Annotated in this window: 19 protein-coding genes and 2 pseudogenes; 12 read left to right on the top strand and 9 right to left on the bottom strand. The window is 68.1% G+C overall.

Going from position 1 to position 21,752, the window contains the following annotated elements; all coding sequences use genetic code 11:
* Positions 1-3 precede the first annotated feature (3 nt).
* The 12 genes and pseudogenes from F0357_RS23655 (at position 4) to F0357_RS25385 (ending at position 10,798) form a co-directional block, all read left to right on the top strand.
* Positions 4-894: an intradiol ring-cleavage dioxygenase gene (locus F0357_RS23655; RefSeq protein WP_153491262.1), complete on the top strand. Its 891-nt coding sequence runs from the start codon at positions 4-6 to the stop codon at positions 892-894.
* Between the two features lie 54 nt (positions 895-948).
* On the top strand, positions 949-1,767 hold the full coding sequence (locus F0357_RS23650; protein ID WP_153491260.1) for an SDR family NAD(P)-dependent oxidoreductase: 819 nt from the start codon (positions 949-951) through the stop codon (positions 1,765-1,767).
* Positions 1,768-1,853: 86 nt separating this feature from the next.
* Positions 1,854-3,164, top strand: coding sequence for an ABC transporter substrate-binding protein (locus F0357_RS23645; protein ID WP_153491258.1), 1,311 nt, complete (start codon positions 1,854-1,856; stop codon positions 3,162-3,164).
* 30 nt (positions 3,165-3,194) lie between these two features.
* Positions 3,195-3,922: pseudogene (locus F0357_RS23640) on the top strand (ABC transporter ATP-binding protein).
* Positions 3,919-4,680 (top strand): ABC transporter ATP-binding protein, encoded by a 762-nt coding sequence (locus tag F0357_RS23635; RefSeq protein WP_153491256.1) that lies wholly within the window; start codon positions 3,919-3,921, stop codon positions 4,678-4,680. The pseudogene F0357_RS23640 and the gene F0357_RS23635 overlap by 4 nt, the downstream one beginning before the upstream one ends.
* Positions 4,667-5,524 (top strand): branched-chain amino acid ABC transporter permease, encoded by an 858-nt coding sequence (locus F0357_RS23630; RefSeq protein WP_153491253.1) that lies wholly within the window; start codon positions 4,667-4,669, stop codon positions 5,522-5,524. Before F0357_RS23635 ends, F0357_RS23630 begins: the two co-directional genes overlap by 14 nt.
* Positions 5,525-5,526: 2 nt before the next feature.
* The gene (locus F0357_RS23625) at positions 5,527-6,555 is read left to right on the top strand and encodes a branched-chain amino acid ABC transporter permease (protein ID WP_153491250.1); all 1,029 of its coding nucleotides are present in this window, start codon (positions 5,527-5,529) and stop codon (positions 6,553-6,555) included.
* Between the two features lie 12 nt (positions 6,556-6,567).
* Positions 6,568-7,584, top strand: coding sequence for a zinc-dependent alcohol dehydrogenase (locus F0357_RS23620; protein WP_153491248.1), 1,017 nt, complete (start codon positions 6,568-6,570; stop codon positions 7,582-7,584).
* Positions 7,585-7,594: 10 nt separating this feature from the next.
* A complete protein-coding gene (locus F0357_RS23615) occupies positions 7,595-8,383 on the top strand; it encodes an alpha/beta fold hydrolase (protein WP_153491245.1) in 789 nt (262 codons plus the stop codon).
* 23 nt (positions 8,384-8,406) lie between these two features.
* Positions 8,407-9,627: an acyl-CoA dehydrogenase family protein gene (locus tag F0357_RS23610; protein ID WP_153491241.1), complete on the top strand. Its 1,221-nt coding sequence runs from the start codon at positions 8,407-8,409 to the stop codon at positions 9,625-9,627.
* A 76-nt stretch (positions 9,628-9,703) separates the two neighbouring features.
* Positions 9,704-10,252 (top strand): flavin reductase family protein, encoded by a 549-nt coding sequence (locus F0357_RS23605; protein ID WP_153491237.1) that lies wholly within the window; start codon positions 9,704-9,706, stop codon positions 10,250-10,252.
* Between the two features lie 114 nt (positions 10,253-10,366).
* Positions 10,367-10,798 (top strand): GNAT family N-acetyltransferase, encoded by a 432-nt coding sequence (locus F0357_RS25385; RefSeq protein ID WP_153491233.1) that lies wholly within the window; start codon positions 10,367-10,369, stop codon positions 10,796-10,798.
* 44 nt (positions 10,799-10,842) lie between these two features.
* Here the strand turns inward: F0357_RS25385 and F0357_RS23595 are convergent, their stop codons facing one another.
* The 9 genes and pseudogenes from F0357_RS23595 to F0357_RS23555 all read right to left on the bottom strand — a co-directional run bounded on the left by F0357_RS23595 (position 10,843) and on the right by F0357_RS23555 (position 21,659).
* On the bottom strand, positions 10,843-11,625 hold the full coding sequence (locus F0357_RS23595) for a GntR family transcriptional regulator (protein ID WP_153491229.1): 783 nt from the start codon (positions 11,623-11,625) through the stop codon (positions 10,843-10,845).
* Positions 11,626-11,629: 4 nt separating this feature from the next.
* Positions 11,630-12,601, bottom strand: a complete 972-nt coding sequence (locus tag F0357_RS23590; RefSeq protein WP_153491225.1) for a PDR/VanB family oxidoreductase — start codon at positions 12,599-12,601, stop codon at positions 11,630-11,632.
* A 64-nt stretch (positions 12,602-12,665) separates the two neighbouring features.
* Positions 12,666-13,784: an aromatic ring-hydroxylating dioxygenase subunit alpha gene (locus F0357_RS23585; RefSeq protein WP_153491221.1), complete on the bottom strand. Its 1,119-nt coding sequence runs from the start codon at positions 13,782-13,784 to the stop codon at positions 12,666-12,668.
* Positions 13,785-14,367: 583 nt separating this feature from the next.
* A pseudogene (locus F0357_RS23580) lies at positions 14,368-16,442 on the bottom strand (ATP-dependent helicase).
* 123 nt (positions 16,443-16,565) lie between these two features.
* Positions 16,566-18,062: a mannitol dehydrogenase family protein gene (locus tag F0357_RS23575; protein ID WP_153491218.1), complete on the bottom strand. Its 1,497-nt coding sequence runs from the start codon at positions 18,060-18,062 to the stop codon at positions 16,566-16,568.
* 299 nt (positions 18,063-18,361) lie between these two features.
* The gene (locus F0357_RS23570; protein ID WP_246161870.1) at positions 18,362-19,042 is read right to left on the bottom strand and encodes a hypothetical protein; all 681 of its coding nucleotides are present in this window, start codon (positions 19,040-19,042) and stop codon (positions 18,362-18,364) included.
* A gap of 16 nt (positions 19,043-19,058) precedes the next feature.
* Entirely contained in the window at positions 19,059-19,898 is an 840-nt protein-coding gene (gene pedC, locus F0357_RS23565) for a lanthanide ABC transporter permease protein PedC (RefSeq protein WP_153491214.1), read from the bottom strand.
* Entirely contained in the window at positions 19,895-20,668 is a 774-nt protein-coding gene (gene pedB, locus F0357_RS23560; RefSeq protein ID WP_246161869.1) for a lanthanide ABC transporter ATP-binding protein PedB/LutE, read from the bottom strand. Before pedB ends, pedC begins: the two co-directional genes overlap by 4 nt.
* Positions 20,669-20,687: 19 nt before the next feature.
* Complete coding sequence (locus F0357_RS23555; protein ID WP_153491211.1) at positions 20,688-21,659, bottom strand: YVTN family beta-propeller repeat protein; 972 nt, start codon at positions 21,657-21,659, stop codon at positions 20,688-20,690.
* Positions 21,660-21,752: the final 93 nt, after the last annotated feature.

The raw sequence follows: 21,752 nt of genomic DNA, 5'->3' as shown, positions 1-21,752 counted from the left end.
AAGATGATCGAAGAGCACGAATACGGCTACTTCACCGAGGCGGACTCGGCCGACGTCGTCATCGCCCGCAACAAGAACGCCAAGGACGAGCGGCTGAAGGCAGTGATGGCCGTTCTCGTCCGCAAACTCCACGAGGCGGTCAAGGAGATCGAGCCGACCCAGGAGGAATGGTTCCGTGCCATCCTCTACCTCACCGAGACCGGGCAGATCTGCAACGAATGGCGGCAGGAATTCATCCTGTTGTCCGACGTGCTCGGCGTTTCGATGCTGGTCGACGCCATCAACAACCGGAAGCCGTCGGGGGCCTCGGAATCGACGGTGCTGGGCCCGTTCCACGTTGCCGGCGCGCCCGAACTGCCGATGGGCGCCGACATCTGCCTCGACCAGAAGGGCGAGCCGATGTTCGTCCACGGCCACATCCTCGACACCAAGGGTAATCCGATCGCCGGTGCCAAGATCGACGTGTGGCAGGCCAACGACGAGGGCTTCTACGACGTGCAGCAGAAGGGGCTTCAGCCCGACTTCAACCTGCGCGGCGTGTTCCGTACCGGCGAGGACGGCCGCTACTGGTTCCGCGGCGTGAAGCCCAAATTCTACCCGATCCCGGACGACGGCCCGGTGGGCAAGCTGCTCGGCGCCCTCGGCCGCCATCCCTATCGGCCGGCGCACCTGCATTACATCATCTCGGCCGAGGGCTTCGAGACGCTGACCACCCACATCTTCGATCCGGACGACCGCTACATCGATTCCGACGCGGTGTTCGGCGTGAAGAAGAGCCTGCTCGCGGAATTTGTGCCGGTGAACGATGAAGCGGCAGCGGCGAAAGTCGGTCTCTCCGCACCCTTTTACGACGTGGCGTTCGATTTCGTGCTGTCGCGCGCCGACAAGAGCTGAGTGCAAGCGCCCGAAGAGGCGCGTGCTGAACGACAAGAACCAGGGAGGATAGGAATGGCCGCGCTTGAGACGATGTTCGATGTCCGGGGCAAGTCGGTGATCGTCACCGGCGGCGCCTCCGGCATCGGGCGAGCCTATGCCGAGATCATGGCCGAGCATGGCGCGCGGGTCGCCATCTTCGACATCGACCGCGAGGGTCTCACCCGCGTCGTGGCCGACATGACGGGGAAGGGTTGGGACGTGTCGGGCGATGTCGTTGACGTCAGCGACCGACCCGGCATGGCTGCCGCCTTCGACGCGGTCGCCGCCCGCTACGGCCGCATCGACACGGTGTTCGCCAACGCCGGCATCGATCCCGGCCCCGGCTTCAACACGCCGACGGGCGAGCGCAACCCGGCCGGCGCGATCGAGACCATTCCCGACGAGCAATGGGATCGCGGCATCGAACTCAACCTGACCTCGGTCTACGTCACCGTGAAAAGCGCCGTCCGCCACATGAAGCCGGCGGGCGGGGGCGAGATCATCGTCACCTCGTCGATCGCCTCGATGATCAACGAGAGCATCGTCGGCACGTCCTACATGCCGGCCAAGGCTGCGGTGAACCATTTCGTCCGCCACATGGCGATGGAGCTCGGCGCCTACGGCATCCGCGTCAATGCGATCCTGCCCGGGCCCTTCATTACCAACATCGCGGGCGGCCGGCTGCGCAACAAGGCGGATCGCGCGGCCTTCGAGAGCCAGTCGCTGATCGGCCGCATCGGGGACGTCGAGGACATCAAGGGCCTCGCTCTGCTGCTCGCCTCGCCGGCCGGTTCCCTCTTCACCGGCTCGCTGATCGTCATCGACGGGGGAGCGCTGACCCGCATGACCTGACCATCCCGACGGCCCGTCCGCGAGGGCGGACCGTCTCCGAGACAAGACCCAGCCAAAAATGGCGGACTTTCCAGGGAGGAATGAAAATGACGTACTACAATAAGATCGTTCGATCCGGCGTTCGGCCCACGCGTCGCACCGTGTTGCAGGGTCTCGCCGCCGGCGCCGCGGCGAGCACTCTGGCGTTGCCGCGCTACGCCCGCGCCGAGACCGCGGGCAAGATCAAGGTCGGTTACATCAGCCCGACCACGGGGCCGCTCGCGCTCTTCGGGCAGACCGACGGCTATATGCTGGACAAGGTCCGGGCCGTGCTCGGCGGCAAGCTCACCGCCAACAACGGTAAGACCTACGAGATCGAGCTCCTCGGCCGCGATAGCCAATCCAATCCGAACAAGGCGTCGGAAATCGCCGGCAATCTCATCCTGAACGACGAGATCCAACTGCTGCTTCCCGCCTCGACGACCGACACCATCCTGCCGTCGGCGGAGCAGGCGGAGCTCTACGAGACCCCCTGCCTTTCGGCCGGGGCGCCCTGGCAGGCCGTCGTCTTCCCGCGTGGGGGTGGCAAGCAGACCTTCGATTGGACCTATCATTTCTTCTGGGGGCTCGACGAGGCGCTCAACACCTTCGTCGGGATCTGGAACGGCCTCGAGACCAACAAGAAGGTCGGGATGCTGTTCCCCCAGAACATCGACGGCGAGACCTGGGGTAACGACGAATACGGTCTGCCGGTCCCGACCAAGAAGGCCGGCTACGAGGTCTTCGTGCCCGGCTATTTCCAGCCGCGCACCAACGACTTTTCCGCGCAGATCGCGGAGTTCAAGAAGAACGGCTGCGAGATCATCGGCGGCATCACCTATCCCGACGATCTCAAGACCTTCGTCACCCAGTGCAACCAGCAGGGCTTCAAGCCCAAGGCGATCACGGTTGCGGCGGCGCTGCTGTTCCCGAGCGGCGTGGAGGCGATGGGCCCTCTCGGCAACGGCATGTCGTCCGAGGTCTGGTGGACCCCGGCCTTCCCCTTCAAGTCGTCGCTGACTGGCGAGACCAGCCGCCAGCTCGCCGACCAATGGGAGGCCGACACCAAGCACCAGTGGACGCAGCCGCTCGGCTATTCTCACGCCTTGCTCGAAGTCGCGATCGACATCCTGAAGCGGGCCTCCGATCCGACCAGCCGTGAGTCCGTGCGGGACGCGATGGCGGCGACGGACCTCGAATCCCTCGTCGGCCACATCAAGTTCGACGGCCAGCCGCACAAGAACGTCTGCAAGACGCCGATCTTCGGAGGGCAATGGGTGAAGGGCGAGAAGTGGCCCTACGACCTGAAGATCGTCGACAACTCCGTCAACCAGCTCTTCAAGCCCCAGCAGAAGATCCAACCGATCCAGTGGCCCTGAGTTGAAAGGAGGGACGCGGAGGGTTCAGTGATGGATGGAGAACGCCTGCTGGAAGCGCGTAGCGTGTCGAAATCCTTCGGCGCCGTCCGCGTTCTGCACGAGATCAGCTTCGACGTGAGACGCGGCGAGGTGCTCGGCATTCTTGGCCCGAACGGTGCGGGCAAGACGACGCTGTTCAACATGATCAGCGGTGACATGAAGACCTCCGGCGGGGAGATCAAACTCGCCGGAACCCCCTGCGCGGCGAGCCGCCGTTCCGCCGCTGCAAGATGGGGATCGGCCGCACCTATCAGGTGCCGCGCCCCTATGCGGGGATGACGACGTTCGAAAATCTCCTGGTGGCCGCCGCCTTCGGGGGCGGCCGCTCGGAGCGGCAGAGCTATGCCTTCTGCGCGGGCGTGTTGCGCGACTGCGAGCTCAGCGACAAGGCCAACAAGCAGGCCGGTGCGCTGACCCTGCTCGACCGCAAGCGCCTCGAACTCGCCCGCGCGCTCGCCTCCGACCCGAAGCTCCTGCTGCTCGACGAGATCGCCGGCGGGCTGACCGACGAGGAATCGAAGGCGCTGGTCGCGCTGGTGCGGCGCATCCGCGACCGCGGCGTCACCATCGTCTGGATCGAACACGTCCTCCACGCACTGCTCGCGGTCGCCGACCGGCTCATGGTGCTGAACTTCGGCGAGAAGATCGCCGAGGGGGTCCCGGCCGAGGTGATCGCACTGCCCGAGGTGAAGCGCGTCTATATGGGGATCGAGGCATGACGGCCGCTGGCTCCACCCCGGTTCTGTCGACCCACGGGCTCGTCGCGCGTTACGGCGATTTCCAGGCGCTCTACGGCATCGACACCGAGCTCCATCAGGGCGAAGCCGTTGCGCTGATCGGCGCGAACGGCGCCGGTAAATCGACCTTTCTGCGCGCGATCATGGGCCTCCTGCCGGTCTCCCGCGACATGGTGCGGCTCGACGGCGAGCCGGTCGGCGGGACGCAGACCGACCGGATGGTGCGCAAGGGCGTCGCCATCGTGCCGGAGGGGCGCCGCCTGTTCGTCGGCATGTCGGTCGAGGACAATCTGCGCGTCGCCATGGATCAGGCCGCGCGGGCCGGGGCGAGCGGCGGATGGTCGCTCGAGCGCCTGCACCAGCTCTTTCCGATTCTGAAGGAGAAGGCGCGAACGCCGGTGCAGAGCCTGTCCGGCGGACAGCAGCAGATGGTCGCGATCGGCCGGGCGCTCTTGTGTCAGCCGCGGGTGCTGCTCTGCGACGAGATCAGCCTCGGCCTCGCGCCCAAGGTCATCCGCGAGATCTACGCCGCGCTGCCCGAGATTCGCGCCGTCGGCACCGCTGTCATCGTCGTCGAGCAGGACGTCGGCCTCGCGCAGTCCGCGTCGGACCGCCTCTATTGCATGCTGGAAGGCCGCGTCACGCTTGCCGGCCGCTCCGCCGACATCACCCGCGATCGCATCGCCGAAGCCTATTTCGGCGCGGGCCACCACGTTGGAGCAGATCATGGAATGGTTTGACGCGGTGGTGCAGGGCATCCTGCTCGGTGGGATGTATGCCCAATATGCGCTCGGCATGGCGCTGATGTTCGGCGTCATGCGTATCGTCAACATCAGTCACGGCGATCTCGTGATCCTGCTGTCGCTGGTCGGCATCTCGATGGCGACGGCCTGGGGGCTCGCGCCGGTCACGGTCCTCCTCATCCTGGTGCCGCTCGCGGTGATCATGGGCTGGCTCCTGCAGAAGGCGATCCTCAACAAGGTCGTCGGCAGCGATCCCTTGCCCTCGCTGATCGCCACGTTCGGGCTCTCGATCGCGCTGCAGAACCTCATGCTGCAGATCTGGTCGGCGAACAGCCGGTCGCTGCCGGGCGGCGGCCTCGAAAGCCAGTCGATCGACATCGGCGGCCTCTATATCGGGCTCTTACCGCTGATCGTGCTCGCAGTCGCGACCGGCCTCACCGGCGGGCTCGATCTGATGCTCAAGCGCACGCGTTTCGGACGGGCGCTCCGCGCCGCGGCGGCCGACGTCGAGGCGGCGGCGATGACCGGCATCAACCCGCGCACGGTCTATGCGCTGGCGACGGCGGTCGCGGTCGGCATCCTCGGCTTCGCGGCGGTGTTCCAGGCGCTGCGCTCCACGGTTGCCCCGGCCGACGGGCCGTCACAGCTCATCTATGCCTTCGAGGCGGTGATTATCGGTGGGATGGGCTCCATCTGGGGCGCGTTCATCGGCTCGATGGTGCTCGGTGTCTCCCAGGGCATCGGCTTTCGCATCGATCCCGGCATCGGCGTGCTCGCCGGCCATCTCGTCTTCCTGATCGTGCTGGCGACCCGCCCGCAGGGCCTGTTCGGAAGGGCATGATTATGACCGCGATCTCACAGCCCGGGTTCGTCGCTGCGCCGGACGTCATCGTCCGACGGCAGACCCTTTCGGGGCGCATCGCCATGACGCTCGCCGTGCTGGCCCTCGTCGGGCTGGCGCTGATGCCCTGGTGGGCCACGACCGGCACGATCCGCATGCTGCTCGAGCTCTGCTGCTACATTGCGGTGGCGCAGATGTGGAACCTGCTCGCCGGCTATGCCGGGCTGGTCTCGGTCGGCCAACAGGCCTTCATGGGCGCCGCCGGCTATGGGCTCTTCGTGCTCGCCCAGACCTTCGGGGTGAACCCGTTCCTCGCCATCTTCCTGTCGCTCCTGGTGCCGGCGGTACTCGCCGTGCCGCTCTATTTCCTGCTGCACCGTCTGGACGGCCCCTATTTCTCGATCGGTACCTGGGTCGTCGCCGAGGTGTTCCGGCTCGTCGCCTCGAACCTGCCGCTGGTCAATTCCGGGGCCGGCATGTCGCTGCGCGTCATGAAGGATTATTCCGGCTTCGAGCGGAACGTGGCGATGTCGCTGCTCTGCGTCTTCATGCTGCTCGTCACGCTCGGCGGCAGCTATTGGCTGCTGCGCTCGCGCTTCGGCCTCGCGCTCATCGCGATGCGCGACAATCCCGTCGCGGCGGCGAGCCAGGGCGTCAACGTGCCGAGGCTGCGGTTCCTGATCTATCTCGCGGCCGCCGTCGGCTGCGGGCTCGCGGGCGCCGTCTATTTCATGGCGCAACTGCGCATCAATCCACCCTCCGCCTTCGATCCGATGTGGGCGAACGTCGCGATCTTCATCGTGATGATCGGCGGCATCGGCTCCATCGAGGGCGTGCTGATCGGCTCGCTGATCTTCTTCGTCGCCGATCGCTGGTTCGGCGAATACGGCGCGACCTATTTCGTGGTGCTCGGCCTGATGACGCTGCTCGTCGCCCTCTATGCCCGCAAAGGCATCTGGGGACTCGTGTCTCAGCGGTGGGATGCGCCCTGGTTTCCGATCCGCCGCACCCTCGTCAATCCCGACCGCTGAAGGACGAACGCCATGAGAGCCGCGATCTTCGACGCCGTTGGCAGCCCGCTTCGGATCGGCCCCGTCCCGGACCCCAGCCCCGCCGGGGACGAGGTGGTGCTGCGCGTGGCGGCCTGCGGCATCTGCGGCAGCGATCTCCACATCACCGAAGACCCCGTCCCGTTCGGGATCGGCAGCGGCTTCGTGCTCGGGCACGAGTTCGCCGGCGAGGTGGTCGCAAAGGGGGCCGGCGTCTCGGACCTCGCGATCGGCGACCGCGTCGCCGTCGTTCCGATGCGCGGCTGCGGCCACTGCGCCGCCTGCCGCCGCGGCGATCCCGCGCGCTGTCCGGATATGGTCCTCATCGGCGGCGGCTATGCCGAATATGCGATCGCGGCGGCGCGGCAATGCCGCGTGCTGCCCGACGAGGTCGCGCTCTCGGACGGCGCACTCGCCGAACCGCTCTCCGTGGCCCTCCACTGCGTCGTGCGCTCGGGCATGAAGCCCGGCGACCGCGTCGCCATCCTCGGAGCAGGCCCGATCGGGCTTCTGGTCGCCTTCTGGGCGCGCCGCCTCGGCGCCGCCCGGGTCGTCGTCGCCGATCTCCACGATCATCAGAAAGAGCGTGCCATCGCGCTCGGCGCGACCGGCTTCGCGCTTTCGGGTGACCGGCTCGCCGAAAATCTCGCCGAGCTGTCGGATGGGCCGCCGGACATCGTCTTCGAATGCGTCGGCAAGCGCGGCCTGCTCGGCGCCGCCGTCTCCGGGGTGCGACTGCAAGGCACGGTCGTCGGCGTCGGGCTCTGCATCGGCGGCGACACCTGGGATCCCTTCGTCGCGCTGTCGAAGGAGGTGAACCTGCTGTTCTCCGTCTTCTTCGATCAGCGGGCCGAATTCGGCGTCGCGCTCGACGCGCTGCGGGGCGGGCCGTTCGCGCCGCAGGCGCTCATCACCGATCGCATCGACCTCTCGCCCGTCCCGCAGGTCTTCGAGGGCCTGAGACGCCGGACGACGCAGTGCAAGGTCCTGATCGAACCCGAACTTTCCTGAGGAGGAAGCATTGGCCGTCTCGTTCGAAACTCATGAATACGACATCGGCGGCGTCCGGACCGTCGTGAAGGCGATCGGCCAAGGCAAGCCGGTCCTGGTTCTCCACGGCGCGGCGACGCTCGAAGGCTTCGACTTCGCCGAGGGGCTCGCCGACCGCTTCCGGGTGCTGGTGCCGAGCCATCCCGGGTTCGGCTTCTCCGGCGACGCGCCGCACATCGCCGGCATGGCCGACATGGTGCTGCACTATCTGAACCTGCTTGATGCGCTCGCGCTCACCGAAAAGCCCCACCTCATGGGCTTCTCCATGGGCGGCTGGATGGCGACGGAGCTGGCGGCGCTCGCCCGCGAGCGCTTCGACAAGGTCGTGCTGGTGGCGCCCGCGGGCCTCAACGATCCGGCCCATCCGGCGACCGATCTCGGGTCGCTCGCCCCGACGGATCTGCCGGCTTATCTCGCCCACGACGTCACCGTCGCGCTGCGCTACTTCCCCGATGGAACCGATCTCGCCTTCGCCGAACGCTTCGGCGCCGATCGGGCGCGCGAAGGCGAGACGCTCGGCCGGGTGCTCGCCCCGTTCGGCATGGGTCACCCCAACCTGCGGCGCTTCCTGAACCGCATCACCAATCCCGCCCTCGTGGTCTGGGGTAGCAAGGATCGCCTCGTGCCGGCGAGCCAGGTGCCGCTTTGGGTCGAGGCGCTGCCGAACGCGAAGATCCTGCTGGTCGAAGGCGCCGGCCATCTCGTGCTGCAGGAGCGGCCCGATACTCTTAAGACGATCGGCGATTTTCTCGCCGGCTGAACCAAGAACAGGGAGGAGACGCCATGAACAAACCCATCAGGCACAATTATTGGGGGGAGACCGTCGATTACCGCGATCTCTTGAAGAAGATCGAGGAAATCGGCCCCATCCTCGAGGCCAACGCGGACGCCGACGAGCGCAACAAGGAACTCACGAAGGAGAGCTTCGAGGCGCTGAAGCCCCTGCGGATGTCCCATGTGCTCGCGACCGAGGCGCTCGGCGGCGCGCAATTGCCGCCGACGCAGGTGCTCGAACTCATCGCGGCGATCACCTGGTGGTCCGGCTCGGCCGGCTGGGTGTCCATGGTGCACACCTGCATCGGCGCGATGTCCGCGGCCTTCCTGCCCGACAGCGCCGTGGAGCGCCTGTTCGCGCCCGGCACCGACAACCGCTTCTCGGGCCAGGGCGCGCCGCTCGGCATGCTGAGGAAGACCGAGGGCGGCTATCTCCTGACCGGCAAGTGGAGCTACGGCAGCGGCTTCAGCCACGCCACCTACACCCACAGCGCCTGCTTCGTCGACGACGGTACCGGCAAGCCCGCCAAGGATGAGAACGGCAACGTCATCGTCATGTGCGCCCACGCGCCGATTGCCGATCACCAGCAGCTCGGCAATTGGGAGGTGCTCGGTCTCGGCGGCACCGGCAGCATCGATTATGCGGCGAACGACGTCTTCATCGCCGAGGATCTCGTCTTCCCGATCCTGACTGCGCCGCCGCAGCGTCTCAAGGAGCTGTTCAGCCTCGGCGTCGTCGGCCTCGCCGCCATCGGCCACACCGGCTGGGCGCTCGGCACCGGTCGCCGCATGCTGGACGAGATCGCGAAGTTCGCCCGGTCGAAGTCGGGCCGGGCCGGGCTGATCGGCGAGAGCGAGAAGTTCTGGTACGATTACGGGCGCTCCGAGGCGCGCTATCGCGCGGCCCGCGCCTTCGTCTTCGAGGTGTGGCGCGACATCGAGGCGACCGTCGAGGCGGGCACCAATGTCTCGACGCGCCAGATCAGCCTCGTCCATCTCGCGAAGTCGGAGATCCACGAGGCCGGCGTCGACATCTGCAACTTCGCCTATCGCGCCTCGGGCGGCGCCGGGCTTCGGGCCGGCGTGATCCAGCGCACGATGCGCGAGATGCTGGTGGCGGCGAACCACTTCACCATCGCGCCGTCGATCGTCACCTCGGCCGGCCGCGACATCGGCGGACTGTGGGGCGACCGGGTCTGGCAGTTCTACGATCTCATTGAGCGGAAATGAGCCGCGGGCCGGGCAGGTCGCTGCCCGGCCCCCATTCTCGGGCGGGTTCCTCCGCCATCAACCGATCAGGCTTGCCATGAACGCGCCGAACCCGATGACCGATGCCTTCCGTGAAGCGTTCCGGCGTCATCCGGCGGGCGTCGCGGTGATCACGGCGGATCCGGGGGACCGGCCCGTCGCGATGACGGTGTCCTCGCTGATCTCGGTCAGCGCGGCGCCGCCGATCGTCGCCTTCTCCCTGTCGATGCGGTCGGGCTCGTCCGAACCGCTGCTGCGGGCGGAGAGCATGGTGATCCACCTGTTGCGCTATGCCGACATCGAACTCGCCCAGCTCTGCGCATCGACCGGCGCCGACCGTTTCGGGCCCAACATCGCCTGGGAGCGATTGCCGACCGGCGAGCCGCGCTACACGTCGGTCGCGACCTGGTTCCGCGCCAAGAAGCTCGGCGTGCTTCCGATCGAGGGCGCGACCCTCGTGGCGGCGGAGCTTCTCGGCGGCGAGGTCAAGCCGGGCGACGATCCGCCCGAGATGCACTCCCTCGTCTATCTCGACCGCCGCTGGCACCGCCTCCACAAGGAGCTCGAAGGGGCCATCTCCCTCTTCGACTCGCACCATTTCGTATGATCGCGCCGATCGGCGCCGCATGCTGTGATGCCCTCGGCGCGGGGGCCGCTTGAGGAACGGATCGGGGTGCCGGTACGTTCGCCCCAGGTGCGCAGCGCAACGGTGGAGATCGGCATGAGCGGAACCGGAAAAGACGACGCGCGGGAAAAGGCCCTCGACGAGGCGGTCGAGGAGACCTTTCCGGCAAGCGATCCCGTCGCGTTCGGCCACAGCGAGCATGCCGGGACGCCGCCGGGCCACGCCGGCGCGGCCGCATTCGGCGATGGTGCCGCCGAGGCGGTGCGCGATCGGCCCGATCTCCAGCGCTTCGAGCTGACGGTCGACGGCCATGTCGCGATCGCGGCCTACCGGCTCGAAGGCGACCGGATCGTGCTCACGCACACCGAGGTGCCGGAGGCGCTCGCCGGCCGTGGGGTGGGCACGCGCCTCGCGACAGGCGTGTTCGACATCCTGCGCGCCCGCGGCGCCGTGGTTGTGCCGCGGTGTCCCTTCATGGCGACGTTCGTGGCGCGCCATCCGGACTATGCCGATCTCGTCGCCTCCTGAGCGCCCGTGCTCGCGTGCCCGGGCGAGAGCGACGCGGGTCGCACTCAGTCGATCGGGCGCGGCTTGATCAGCTTGGCCCCCGGCATCAGCGCCAGGATGCGCTGATTGGCGAAGGCCCGCTCGAGATTGCGATGGGTGAGGCGGGCGTGCTCGCGCATCAATGCCTCGGCGCGCGCGCCTTCGCGCCGCTCGATGGCGTTGACGACGCTGCGGTGCTGATCCTGAGCGATCGTCAGCCGGTGATGTGCCTCCGACGCGCTCGCCTGCACTTGTAAGAGCGCGCTCGGCGAGGCGAAGGGAAGGGCGGAGGCGCGCTCGACTTCCCGCACCAAGGTCTGACTGCCGGCGGCCCGCACCAGCAGCGCATGGAACTGCGCATTGAGTTCGATGTAGCGGTCGAGCCGCGCCTCGGTGAGCTCCGGCCCGCTCACCGTGTCGTCGAGAGCGTCGAGACAGATCCCCAGCGCATCGAGCTCGGCGGCGGTGACGCCGCGCTCCGCCGCGAGGCGGGCGGCGAGCCCTTCCAGCGTGCCGCGGATCTCCACCGCCTCGAACACCTCCCGCTCGCTGAAGGTGCGCACGGCATAGCCGCCGGAGGGCAGCGCTTCGAGCAACCCTTCCTCTTGGAGGCGCAGGAGCGCGGCGCGCACGGGGGTCCGCGACACGCCGAGGAGATCGACGAGCTGCAATTCGGAGACCCGTTCGCCTTGCTTCAGGGTTCCTTCGAGGACCAAGTCGCGCAAGGTCAGCAAGGCCCGCGTCGTCTGCGACACGGCCTTGCCCGGCGCCGACGGATCGGCCTTTCGGCTTGCGCTCGCGGCGGCCATCGGATCAGCCGGCCCGATCCGGCGTGTCGAGAACGATCTCGCCGCCGCTCACCCGCGAGACGCAGGTGCAGATCTTGCCGCCCGCCGCCTTCTGGCGATCGCTGAAAAAGACGTCGCGATGGTCCACGATGCCGTCGGTTTCGAGGATCGGCAGGGTGCAGAGGCCGCATTCGCCGCGCCGGCAATCCGAAATCATCTCGACGCCGGCATCCTCCAGCGCCTCGAGCAGGCTCTGGTTCTGCGGGACGACGATATCCTTGCCGAGACGTGGGATCTTCACCCGGAACGGTTCGGAGGCATAACGGCCGCTGCTGCCGAACGTCTCGAAGCGGAAGCGCGCCGGAGCGCGCCCGCGCGTCTGCCAATGGCGACGGGCGGCCTCGAACATCGGAAGAGGACCGCAAATATAGAGCTCGGCGTCGGCGGGGAGGGCGTCGATTTCGGCGGCGAGGTCGATCCGCTCGCCCTCCGCCGCGATGTGGAGCGAGAGACGATCACCGAGGCGCGCCGCGAGGACATCGGCGAAGGCGAGATCGGCGCGGGTGCGGGCGGCATAAGCGAGGCGGAAGCGGGCCCCGGTTTCGGCCAAAGCGAGGGCCATGCCGTAGAGCGGCGTGATGCCGATGCCGCCGGCGACGAGGAAATAGTCGCCTTTGCCGAGGCTGAGCGGGAAATGGTTGCGCGGCGCCGAGACGCGCATCCGCGCTCCCGGCGCGAGCGACCACATATAGGCCGAGCCGCCGCGGCTCTGCGGCACCCGCTTCACCGCGATCCGATAGAGGCCGTCGTCGTCAGCGCCGACCACGGAATAGGACCGCGTATCGGGCCGTCCGGCGATCTCGACGCCCACGTTGATGTGGGCGCCGGGCGCCGCCGGCATGAAGGGGCCGTCCCGCTCGATTTCGAACAGGCGGATGTCCGCCGTCAGATCCTGCACCGACCGCAGGCGGCCGGACGACCATTCGATGCTCGCCATCACTTTATCCTGCTGAGGAGGGCGCTGTTTCCGCCGATGAGGGACGACCGCACCGCGGCGCCGCCTATTCGGCCGCCGCCGCCGGGGCCGACCGCTGCGCCTCGTCGGCGAGCAGCCGGTCGATCATGCGGCGGGCCCAAAGCGCCCCGGCATCGATGTTGAGGTTGTAGAAGGGCAGGCGGGGATGGGTCTCGATCGCCCGCTGCTGGGCTTCGAGCACCGTCACATCCTGATCGTAGAGCCCTTTGCCCTCGGCGTTGACGTGGGCGAGGTTGATCGAGCGCGTCAGCGCCTCGTCGTCCTTTTTGAAGGTGCGGACGAAGTTCCAGAAATAATGGCAGGTCGTCGCCGTCGCCGGTGTGATTGCGGCGAGGAAGCAGCCGTTGACGCCCTGAGAGCGGTCGCCCTGCTGCGCTCCGGTGCCGACCGGGGCGACGCCGACATCGCCCACGACCACGCTCGGCGCCTGGAAGGTAATGATCTGCCAGCGATCGACCAGGCCCGGCTTGCCGAGATTGCGCGCCCAAAACGGCGGCGGGTCGATGCCGAGCATCCAGCGGGTGACGGTCGCGGTGCGGTCGGTGTGGGTCACGTCGAAGGAGGCGGCCGTGATGGCGTCGTGGCCGATGCTACCGGCATGGACGTAGGTCTCGTGGGTGAGGTCCATGAGGTTGTCGACGATGAGGCGGTAATCGCAGCGCAGCCCGTAATAGGTGCCGCCTTCGCCGATCCATTCGGTGCCGTCGTTCCAATGGAAATCGGGCATCTCAGCGGGGTCGGCGAGCGCCGGATCGCCCGGCCAGATCCACACCAGCCGGTGCCGCTCGATCACCGGGTAGGTGCGCACGCACGCGGACGGGTTGATGGTCTCCTGCGCCGGCATATGGGTGCAGCGGCCGCCGGCGTCGAAGACGAGGCCGTGATAGCCGCACACCACCTCGTCGCCCTGGAGCCAGCCGAGGGAGAGCGGCAGCAGCCGATGCCAGCAGGCATTTTCGAGCGCGGCGACCGCGCCGTCGGTGCGCCGGTAGAGCACGATCTCCTTGCCGCAGATGGTGCGGGGTGCGAGCGCGTGCTCGATCTCGTGCGACCACGCGGCGGCGTACCAGGCATTGAGCGGGAAGGTCGGGGTTTCCGCTGGCGCGGCGTTCACGCGGGCGCTGGTCTTCTGGGCGCTGGTCATGCGCAAGTCCTCCACGGGCGCCGTCGGCGCACAGGTCATCGGTCTCGGCGCGAGAGCGCCGAGCGATCAGCGGGGATGGATGTCGAACGGTCCGTCGTCCGGTGCGGGGATCGTTGGTCGCTGAGGTTCGGGAGGAGGGTCGTGCCGATGGCGGCCCTGCCGCACATTTGGCGCCGTGCCCGGGCGTCCGGATGCGGCGTCGTTGTTTCCTCCCGGCGGACGGCGATTTTGGATCAGCTCTAACCGGTCACGAAGATGTATACCGTCACGTCACGTTTGGTCAAGCGGGTTGCGGTCCGCGGTCCTCGCTCAGGCCCCTGTGAGAGGGTGGGTTGGGCCGAGCCGGAGAAGGCGGGCGCGTTGCCGGACGGAGATCGATCGTCGACAAGACGCTGGGATGAGAGTCGAAATCGCCAGCTTTCGTGCGGGGAAAGACACCAGAGGCAGATTGAGAAACGGCATCGCTCAAGCGCCGATGCCGGAGCGTCGCGGATCTGGCCCTTTCCCCAAGTGCCCGATTGAAGCGGCCAACGGTTGGCCCAGCGGATCGGTGTCCGAGTCGTCCTGTATACAGTGGCGCCGCTTAACCCCGAGCCTGCCGACCCCACATCGCGCGCATCCGCGCGGCGATGTCGATCTGCGGCCCTGGCGGCGGCATCGGTGCGCCCGCCGCGGCGACGGCGAGCGGCCACGTGATCCGCTCGAACAGGGGCACCAGCTCCTGGGGGATGAAGCGGGTGCGCGAGGCGTAGACGTGCCGGTCGCCGAGATGGGCTTGGCCGTGGGTGAAGAAGCGCTGCGGCACGACGAGGTGCAGGTCGTCGCGCGCCCGCGTCATCGCGACATAGAGGAGCCGGCGCTCCTCCTCGAGCTCCGCCGGCGTCCCCGTCGCGAGGTCCGACGGCAGGCAGCCGTCGACCGTGTTGAGGAGGAACACGGACTTCCATTCCTGCCCCTTGGCGGAATGGATGGTCGAGAGGATCAGATAATCGTCGTCGCGCGAGGGTGGGCCGGCGCGGTCGCTCGTCGCGTCGGGCGGATCGAGGGTGAGCTCGGTGAGGAAATGCCGCCGGTTCTGATAGCCGCCGGCGATCTGTTCGAGCTGAAGCAGGTCCTCGCGCCGCACCGCCGCGTCCTCATGAAGGCGGTCGAGATGCGGGTCGTACCAGCGGCGGGCGAGCTCGATCTCCGCCGGCCATCCCGCCGCACCGCCGCGCAGGGCGGTAATCGCCGCGACGAACAGGGGCCACGCCTCGCCGGCGCGCGCCGGAGCGGGGGCGCTCGCGAGGGCCGTCGCAGGATCGGGCGCCGCGGCGAGGGCGTCCAGCACGCGCTGCGCCGTGCCGGGTCCGATCCCGGGCAGCAGCAGGAGGACGCGGAAGCCGGCGACGCGGTCGCGCGGGTTTTCGGCGAAGCGCAGGAGGGCGAGCATGTCCTTGACGTGCGCGGCGTCGAGGAATTTGAGCCCGCCGAATTTCACGAACGGGATGCGCCGGCGCGTCAGCTCCACCTCGAGCGGGCCACTGTGATGCGAGGTGCGGAACAGCACCGCCTGATCCTTGAGCCGGCGCCCCGTCTCGCGATTTTCTAGAACGCGGGTCGCGACATAGCGGGCTTGGTCGGCCTCGTCGCGGACGGCGACGAGCTCCGGCTTGGTGCCGTCCGTGCGGTCGGTCCACAGCGACTTGGTGAAGCGCTCGGCGGCGAGCGCGATCACCGCGTTCGCCGCGGCGAGGATCGGCGCCGACGATCGATAATTGCGGTCGAGGGTGACGATCTCGGCGGAAGGCCGGAAATGGCCGGGAAAATCGAGGATGTTGCGCACCGTGGCGGCGCGGAACGAATAGATCGATTGGGCATCGTCGCCGACCACCGTCAGCCCGTGCCCCCGGGCTTCAAGGCCAGCAGGATCGAGGCCTGGAGCCGGTTGGTGTCCTGATATTCGTCGACGAGGACGTGATCGAACCGGCCGCCGATCTCCGCCGCGAGGGCCGGCTCGGTCATCACCTGCGCCCAGTAGAGCAGGAGGTCGTCGTAATCGAGCACGTTGTGGGCCTGCTTCGCCTCGACATAAGCGGCGAACAGCGTCTCGAGCGCGCTGGCGTGCTCGGTGCACCAGGGGAAGGCCGTGCGCAGCACCTCCTCGAGCGGGGCCTCCGAATTGACGACCCGGGAATAGAGGGCGAGGCAGGTTCCCTTCGCCGGGAAGCGGGTCTCGCTCTTCGAGAAGCCGAGCTCGTGGCGGACGAGGTTCATCAGGTCGGCGCTGTCTTCCCGGTCGTGGATCGTGAAATCCGGGCCGAGGCCGATCATCGGCGCGAGCTCGCGCAACAGCCGGGCGCCCACCGCATGAAACGTGCCCGCCCAGGCGAGCGCTTCGGCGACGATGGCGCCCTCGCGGCCGAGCGCCTCGGTGAGGATGCGTTCGACCCGGCGCGTCATCTCCGCCGCGGCGCGGCGCGAGAAGGTGAGCAAGAGGATGCGGGACGGATCGGCCCCGTTGACGACGAGATGGGCGACGCGGTGCGCCAGCGTGTTCGTCTTGCCCGATCCCGCCCCGGCGATGACGAGCAACGGCGCCGGCCGCGCCTCCGGCCCGATGCCGTGCTCGATGGCCTGCCGCTGCTGCGGATTGAGCTTGGCGAGATAACCGGACACGAATCATTCCCGCGAGACAGGAGACGAGACTCGTTCATTCCCGTTTTGTTCGCAACTGCCAACGCGCGTGAGCGAGCGCGCCATACGCACGCGCGGCCCCTCGATCATCCGTGCAGCACTGGCTCAGGCAGCCGCCGCCTCGACGGTCGCCGCCGCGCCGTGGCGGAGGAGGCGGGCGAGCGCGGTCTCGACGGCCGCGCGGAAGGTCGGGGAGGCCTTGAGGTCGGTGCCGAACACCTGCTCGAAGCCGAGGAAAGCCTCGACGATCGCGGGCGCGTCGGTGAGGTGGCCCGTGCAGGCGCGGATCGCGTCGGCGAGGGGGTCGCGGACGTCGATCGGCCGGCCGGCCTCGTCGGTGCCCCGGGCATAGCGCATCCAGGCGGCGACGCCGAGGGCGAGACGCGGGAACGGTGCGCCGGCTTCGAGGCGGGCGCGGATCGAGTGCAGCAGCCGCTGCGGCAGCTTCTGCGAGCCGTCCATGGCGATCTGGGCGGTGCGGTGGCGCAGCGCCGGGTTGCGGAATCGGGCGATCAGCGAGTCCTTATAGGCGTCGAGGTCGAAGCCCGGCAGGCCGGGGAGATGGGGCGTGACCTCCTCGTCCATCAGGGCGCGGACGAGCCGCGCGAAGCCCGGCGCGCGCATCGCCTCGGCGACGGTCTCGTGGCCGGCGAGCCAGCCGAGATAAGCGAGCGTCGAATGGGAGCCGTTGAGGAGGCGCAGCTTCGTCAGCTCGAACGGCGCCACGTCCGACACGAAGGTCGCCCCCGCTTCGTCCCAGGCCGGGCGGCCCGCGGCGAAGTCGTCCTCGATCACCCATTGGGTGAAGGGCTCCGTCATGATCGGCCACGCGTCTTCGAGCCCGAGTGCCGCGGAAACGGCGTTCCGGTCGGCGTCGGTCGTCGCCGGCACGATGCGGTCGACCATCGTGGACGGGAAGCGGATATGGTCGGCGACATAGTGGCCGAGATCGGGATCGCGCAGCGTCGCGAGGCGGGTGATGACGCGGCGCAGCGTGCGGCCGTTGTCCGGCAGGTTGTCGCACGACAGCAGCGTCAGAGGTGCGAGGCCCACCGCGCGGCGGCGCGCGATCGCCTCGATCAAAAAGCCGGGCGCCGACCGGGGCCGCTCCGGCACGGCGAGGTCATGGACGATGTCCGGATGGGCCGCGTCGAGTTCCCCCGTCGACGGCGCGTGGCAATAGCCCTTCTCGGTCACCGTCAGTGAGACGATCGCAGCATCCGGATGGGTCAGGGCGGCGAGCAGGGCGGTCGGGTTCTCCGGGGCGACCAGCACCGTCGCGACGCTGCCGACGATCCGCAATCGCTCGCCGCTCTCGTCACGGCTCGCGACGCTGTAGAGGCCATCCTGGGGGACGAGGGCGTCCCGGGTGTCGGGGGAGCGCAGCGAAGCCCCGACGATACCCCATCGGAGATCACCGGCGGCGAGAACGGCGTCGGTATAGACCGCCTGATGGGCCCGGTGGAACGCCCCGATGCCGAGGTGGACGATCCCCGGGCGCACCGCCGCGCGGTCGTAGGTCGGGACAGCGACGGCGCCGGGTATTTCGGCGAGCGTCGAGGCGGACAGGCGCGGCTTCGCGAGGGGAGTGGACGAGGACATGAGGAACGAACCCGATCGGACGCGCGCGGCGTCACTAGACGTGACTCTTATCGATAAGGGAATAATGCATCAATCCGGCGCGCGCCGGCAGTCGCCGAGCCGGAACATTCCGCAAAAAAGCGTCACGCGCCCGTAGGCGTGATTGCGCCCTGGCGTTTCAGCGCTGGAAAGGGCGGGGATGTCCCGATTGCTCGCTTTTTCCGTCGTGCCCGCACCAATCCCCCCGGTGCGGCCGAAGCGGCGCCAGTCACACCCCCCGGCTGGCGCCGCATTCCGTTTCAGAGTTTCGCGTCCTTCTTTCAGAGCTTCGCCTGGATCTTGCGGCCGATGTCGAAGGCTCGCTTTTCGAGCAGCACGGGCGTCTCGCAGACATAGGTCAGCGACTGACGGCGCTCCTGGAAGATGCGGTCGTCCCATTTGAGCGCCGTCTCGAGCGTCCGCGTCTCGTCCGTTTCCGGCGCGGCGGGCGAGTCCTTGAGTTCGCTCAGCTTGTCGCTCTCGCCCCGGATCTTCTCCGCGAGCCGGTTCTGCGCCCGCGAATAGCGGGTGATGCCGTCGAGGATGCGGGCCCGTTCCGTGTTCAGGAGTTCGAACACGCCGGCGAAGACGTGGGTCAGCCGCTGGTCCTTGGTCCCGGCCGACGGGTCGGCGGCGACCTTCTCCAGGAAGGCGTCGATCAGGCCGTCCATCTCGGAGTCCGGGGTGCGACGGGACGCGAGCGTCTGCGCCAGCTCGGCGGCCTGGAAGTCCTGGCCCCAATCGCCGGCCTGATCGAGCGGTGGGCCGGACCAGACGGCGCCGGCGCTGATGGTCGGGACGCGCCGTTGCGCACACGGCCAGTCGGGGTCGGGTTTCGGCTGCGCCGCCGCCGTCTGGGTGGCGGCAACCAGGGCGAAGGCCGTCAGGGCGGCGAGCGGCAGGCGGGGGCGTCGGCCCGGCTCGCCGAGGAATGCCGCGCCGAACCAGGCGTCGAGCCTCATGAGCATCTCTCCCGGATCATGTTTCTGCTTTTGGGCCGCCGCGGCGGCCGATCATTCCACGCCCCGGATCGTAGGCCGCAACGGCACCGAGGAAAAAGACCAGGGTGACGCAGGACACCACGCCGAGCGACAGCGGATCGATTTGTTCATAGAGCGCGAAGCGCACCAATTCGACCGCGTGGGTGAAGGGATTTGCGAGGCAGACGATATAGAGCGTCTCGCTCGCCTCGCGGATGCGCCACAGCGGGTAGAGTGCCGACGAGGCGAAGAACATTGGGAAGATCACGAAGTTCATCACGCTCGCGAAATTTTCGAGTTGGCGCACGAACGAGGAGATGAAAAGGCCGATCGAACCGAGCATCAGCCCGGCGAGGATGAACGCCGGCAGCGCGGTCACGAGGCCGAGCCAGGGCAGATCGACGCCCCAGATCTGGGCGACAATCAAGAAGGCGTAGACCTGGACGACCGACACCGAGACGCCGGCGACGAGCTTCGACAGCAGAAGGTACCAACGCGGGAACGGGCTCGTCATCAGGACGCGCATCGAACCCACTTCGCGGTCGTAGACCATCGAGAGCGAGGACTGCATGCCGTTGAAGAGTTGCACCATCGCCGCGAGGCCCGGCGTCACGTAGACCTCGTAGAGCACGTAGGTCTCGTAGGGCGGGATGATCGAGACGCCGAGAACGCTGCGGAAGCCGGCGGCGAAGATCATCAGCCAGATCAGCGGGCGCACCAGGGCCGAGAAGAACCGCTCGCGCTGGTGCAGGAAGCGCAGCAATTCGCGGCCGACGATGCCGAAGAGGCAGACGAGATGGCCCTTGAGGCCGAGCGATCGGGGCGCGGCGTGGCTCATGCGGCGGCCTCCGGCGCCGACCCGTCGTCGGCCGTGAGGGCTCGGAACGCGGTCGCGAGATCGGTGTCCCCGGCGATCGCCGCGGCGCTGCCCGAGGTGAGGATGCGGCCGCGATGGAGCACGAACACGGTGTCGTCCGGCTCGATCTCGTCGAACAGGTGGGTGGACCAGAGCACCGAGAGCCCTTCTGTCCGCACCAGATCGCGCACGATCGCCACGATCGCCGCGCGGGATTCGAGATCGAGGCCGACGGTGGGCTCGTCGAGCAGGAGAAGGCGGGGATTGTGCACGAGGGCGCGGGCGATTTCGACCCGCCGCGCCTGTCCGCCGGAGAGGTTGCGCACCTTGTCGCCGGCGCGGTCGGTGAGCCCGACGCGGCCGAGCAGTTCCGCGATCCGCGCCTTCACGGCGGCCCCGGAGAGGCCATGGAGGGCCGCGTGATAAGCGAGGTTCTGCTGCACCGACAGATCGAGGTCGAGGGTTCGCGCCTGGAACACGACCCCCATCTCCGCGAGCGCGAGGGAGGGTTCGCGCCGCAGATCGTGGCCGAAGATGCGGATGCGGCCGGTGCGGTTGTCGTAAAGACGCGTCGTCACCGAGAACAGGGTCGTCTTGCCGGCTCCGTTCGGGCCGAGCAGGGCGACGAAGCCCCCGCTCGGCACGACGATGGAAACGTCGCGCAATGCCTCCCGCCGCCCGAAGCGATGGCCGACGCCTTCCACCGACAAGGCAGCGTCCGGCATCGGCACGGCAGGCATGGGCGACGTCATCGGCACTCCTGCGCGGGGCTCAGTTCGGCGAGATCACGACGCCCCAGGGATAGCGGCCGACGGGGATCGACTTGATGGGCTTCAAGGCCGCCACATCGATCACCGTCACGTCGCCGGAAACGCCGTTCGTCGTCAGAAGGTACTTCTGATCCGGCGTGAGCGCGAGATGCCAGACGCGCTGGCCGACCAGAAGGTAGTCGAGCACCTTGAAGGTCTTGGCGTCGATCACGGCGACCCGGTTCGCGGGGCCGAGCGCCACGAAGCCGTATTTGCCGTCCTTGGTGAGGGCGATGCCGACCGGCTGGATCGCCTCCTTGTCCACGCCGGGGATCGCGAAGGAAATCTTGTTCGTGATCTGCTTGGTGGTTGGATCGATGATGCTGACGGTGCCGCCCACCTCCGAGCTGACCCAGAGAACCTTGCCATCCTCGCTGAACTGCGCGTAGCGGGGGCGCGAGTCGACGAGGACGCTGTCGATCACCTGGTAGGTCGAGGTGTCGATGAAGTGCGCCATGTTGGTGGTTTCGGAGGTCGAGATCAGGATCTTGCCGTCCGGACTGATCTCCATGCCCTCCGGCTCGACGCCGACCGGCACCTGGGCGATGACCTGGTTCTTCTCGACGTCGAGGACGGTGACGGCGGCGGAGTCTTCGTTGGCGATGTAAAGCGGGTTGCCCTTGGGCGCGAGGACGAACAGTTCGGGATCTTCGCCCGATTGCAGCGTGCGCTCGATCTTCATTGTGGCTGCGTCGAGCACGTTCACGCCGTCGTCGTCGCTGGCGCAGACATAGAGCGACTTGCCGTCGGGGCTCAGCGTGATGCCGCGCGGACGCCGGCCGGCATCGACCGTGTCGACCACCTTCCAGGTGTCGGTGTCGATGACGCTGACGGTGTTGTCGGCTTCGTTCGAGACATAGGCCTTGTAGGCGAAGGCGGGGCCGCTCGCGGCGAGCGTGGCGAGACCGAGCGTGACGGCGACGAGCGCGCGCATGGAAGATCCTCCCTGTTCGACCGGTCCGATCGGGCCGGCCCTTTGTTGCCCGCGATGCGGACCTTCTCTTCGGGTGTGACGAGCGGGCCGCTT

Source organism: Segnochrobactrum spirostomi (genome assembly GCF_009600605.1).
Classification (GTDB): domain Bacteria; phylum Pseudomonadota; class Alphaproteobacteria; order Rhizobiales; family Segnochrobactraceae; genus Segnochrobactrum; species Segnochrobactrum spirostomi.
Note: the sequence above shows the minus strand (reverse complement) of the source record. Positions and strands in the feature narration are given on the sequence as shown.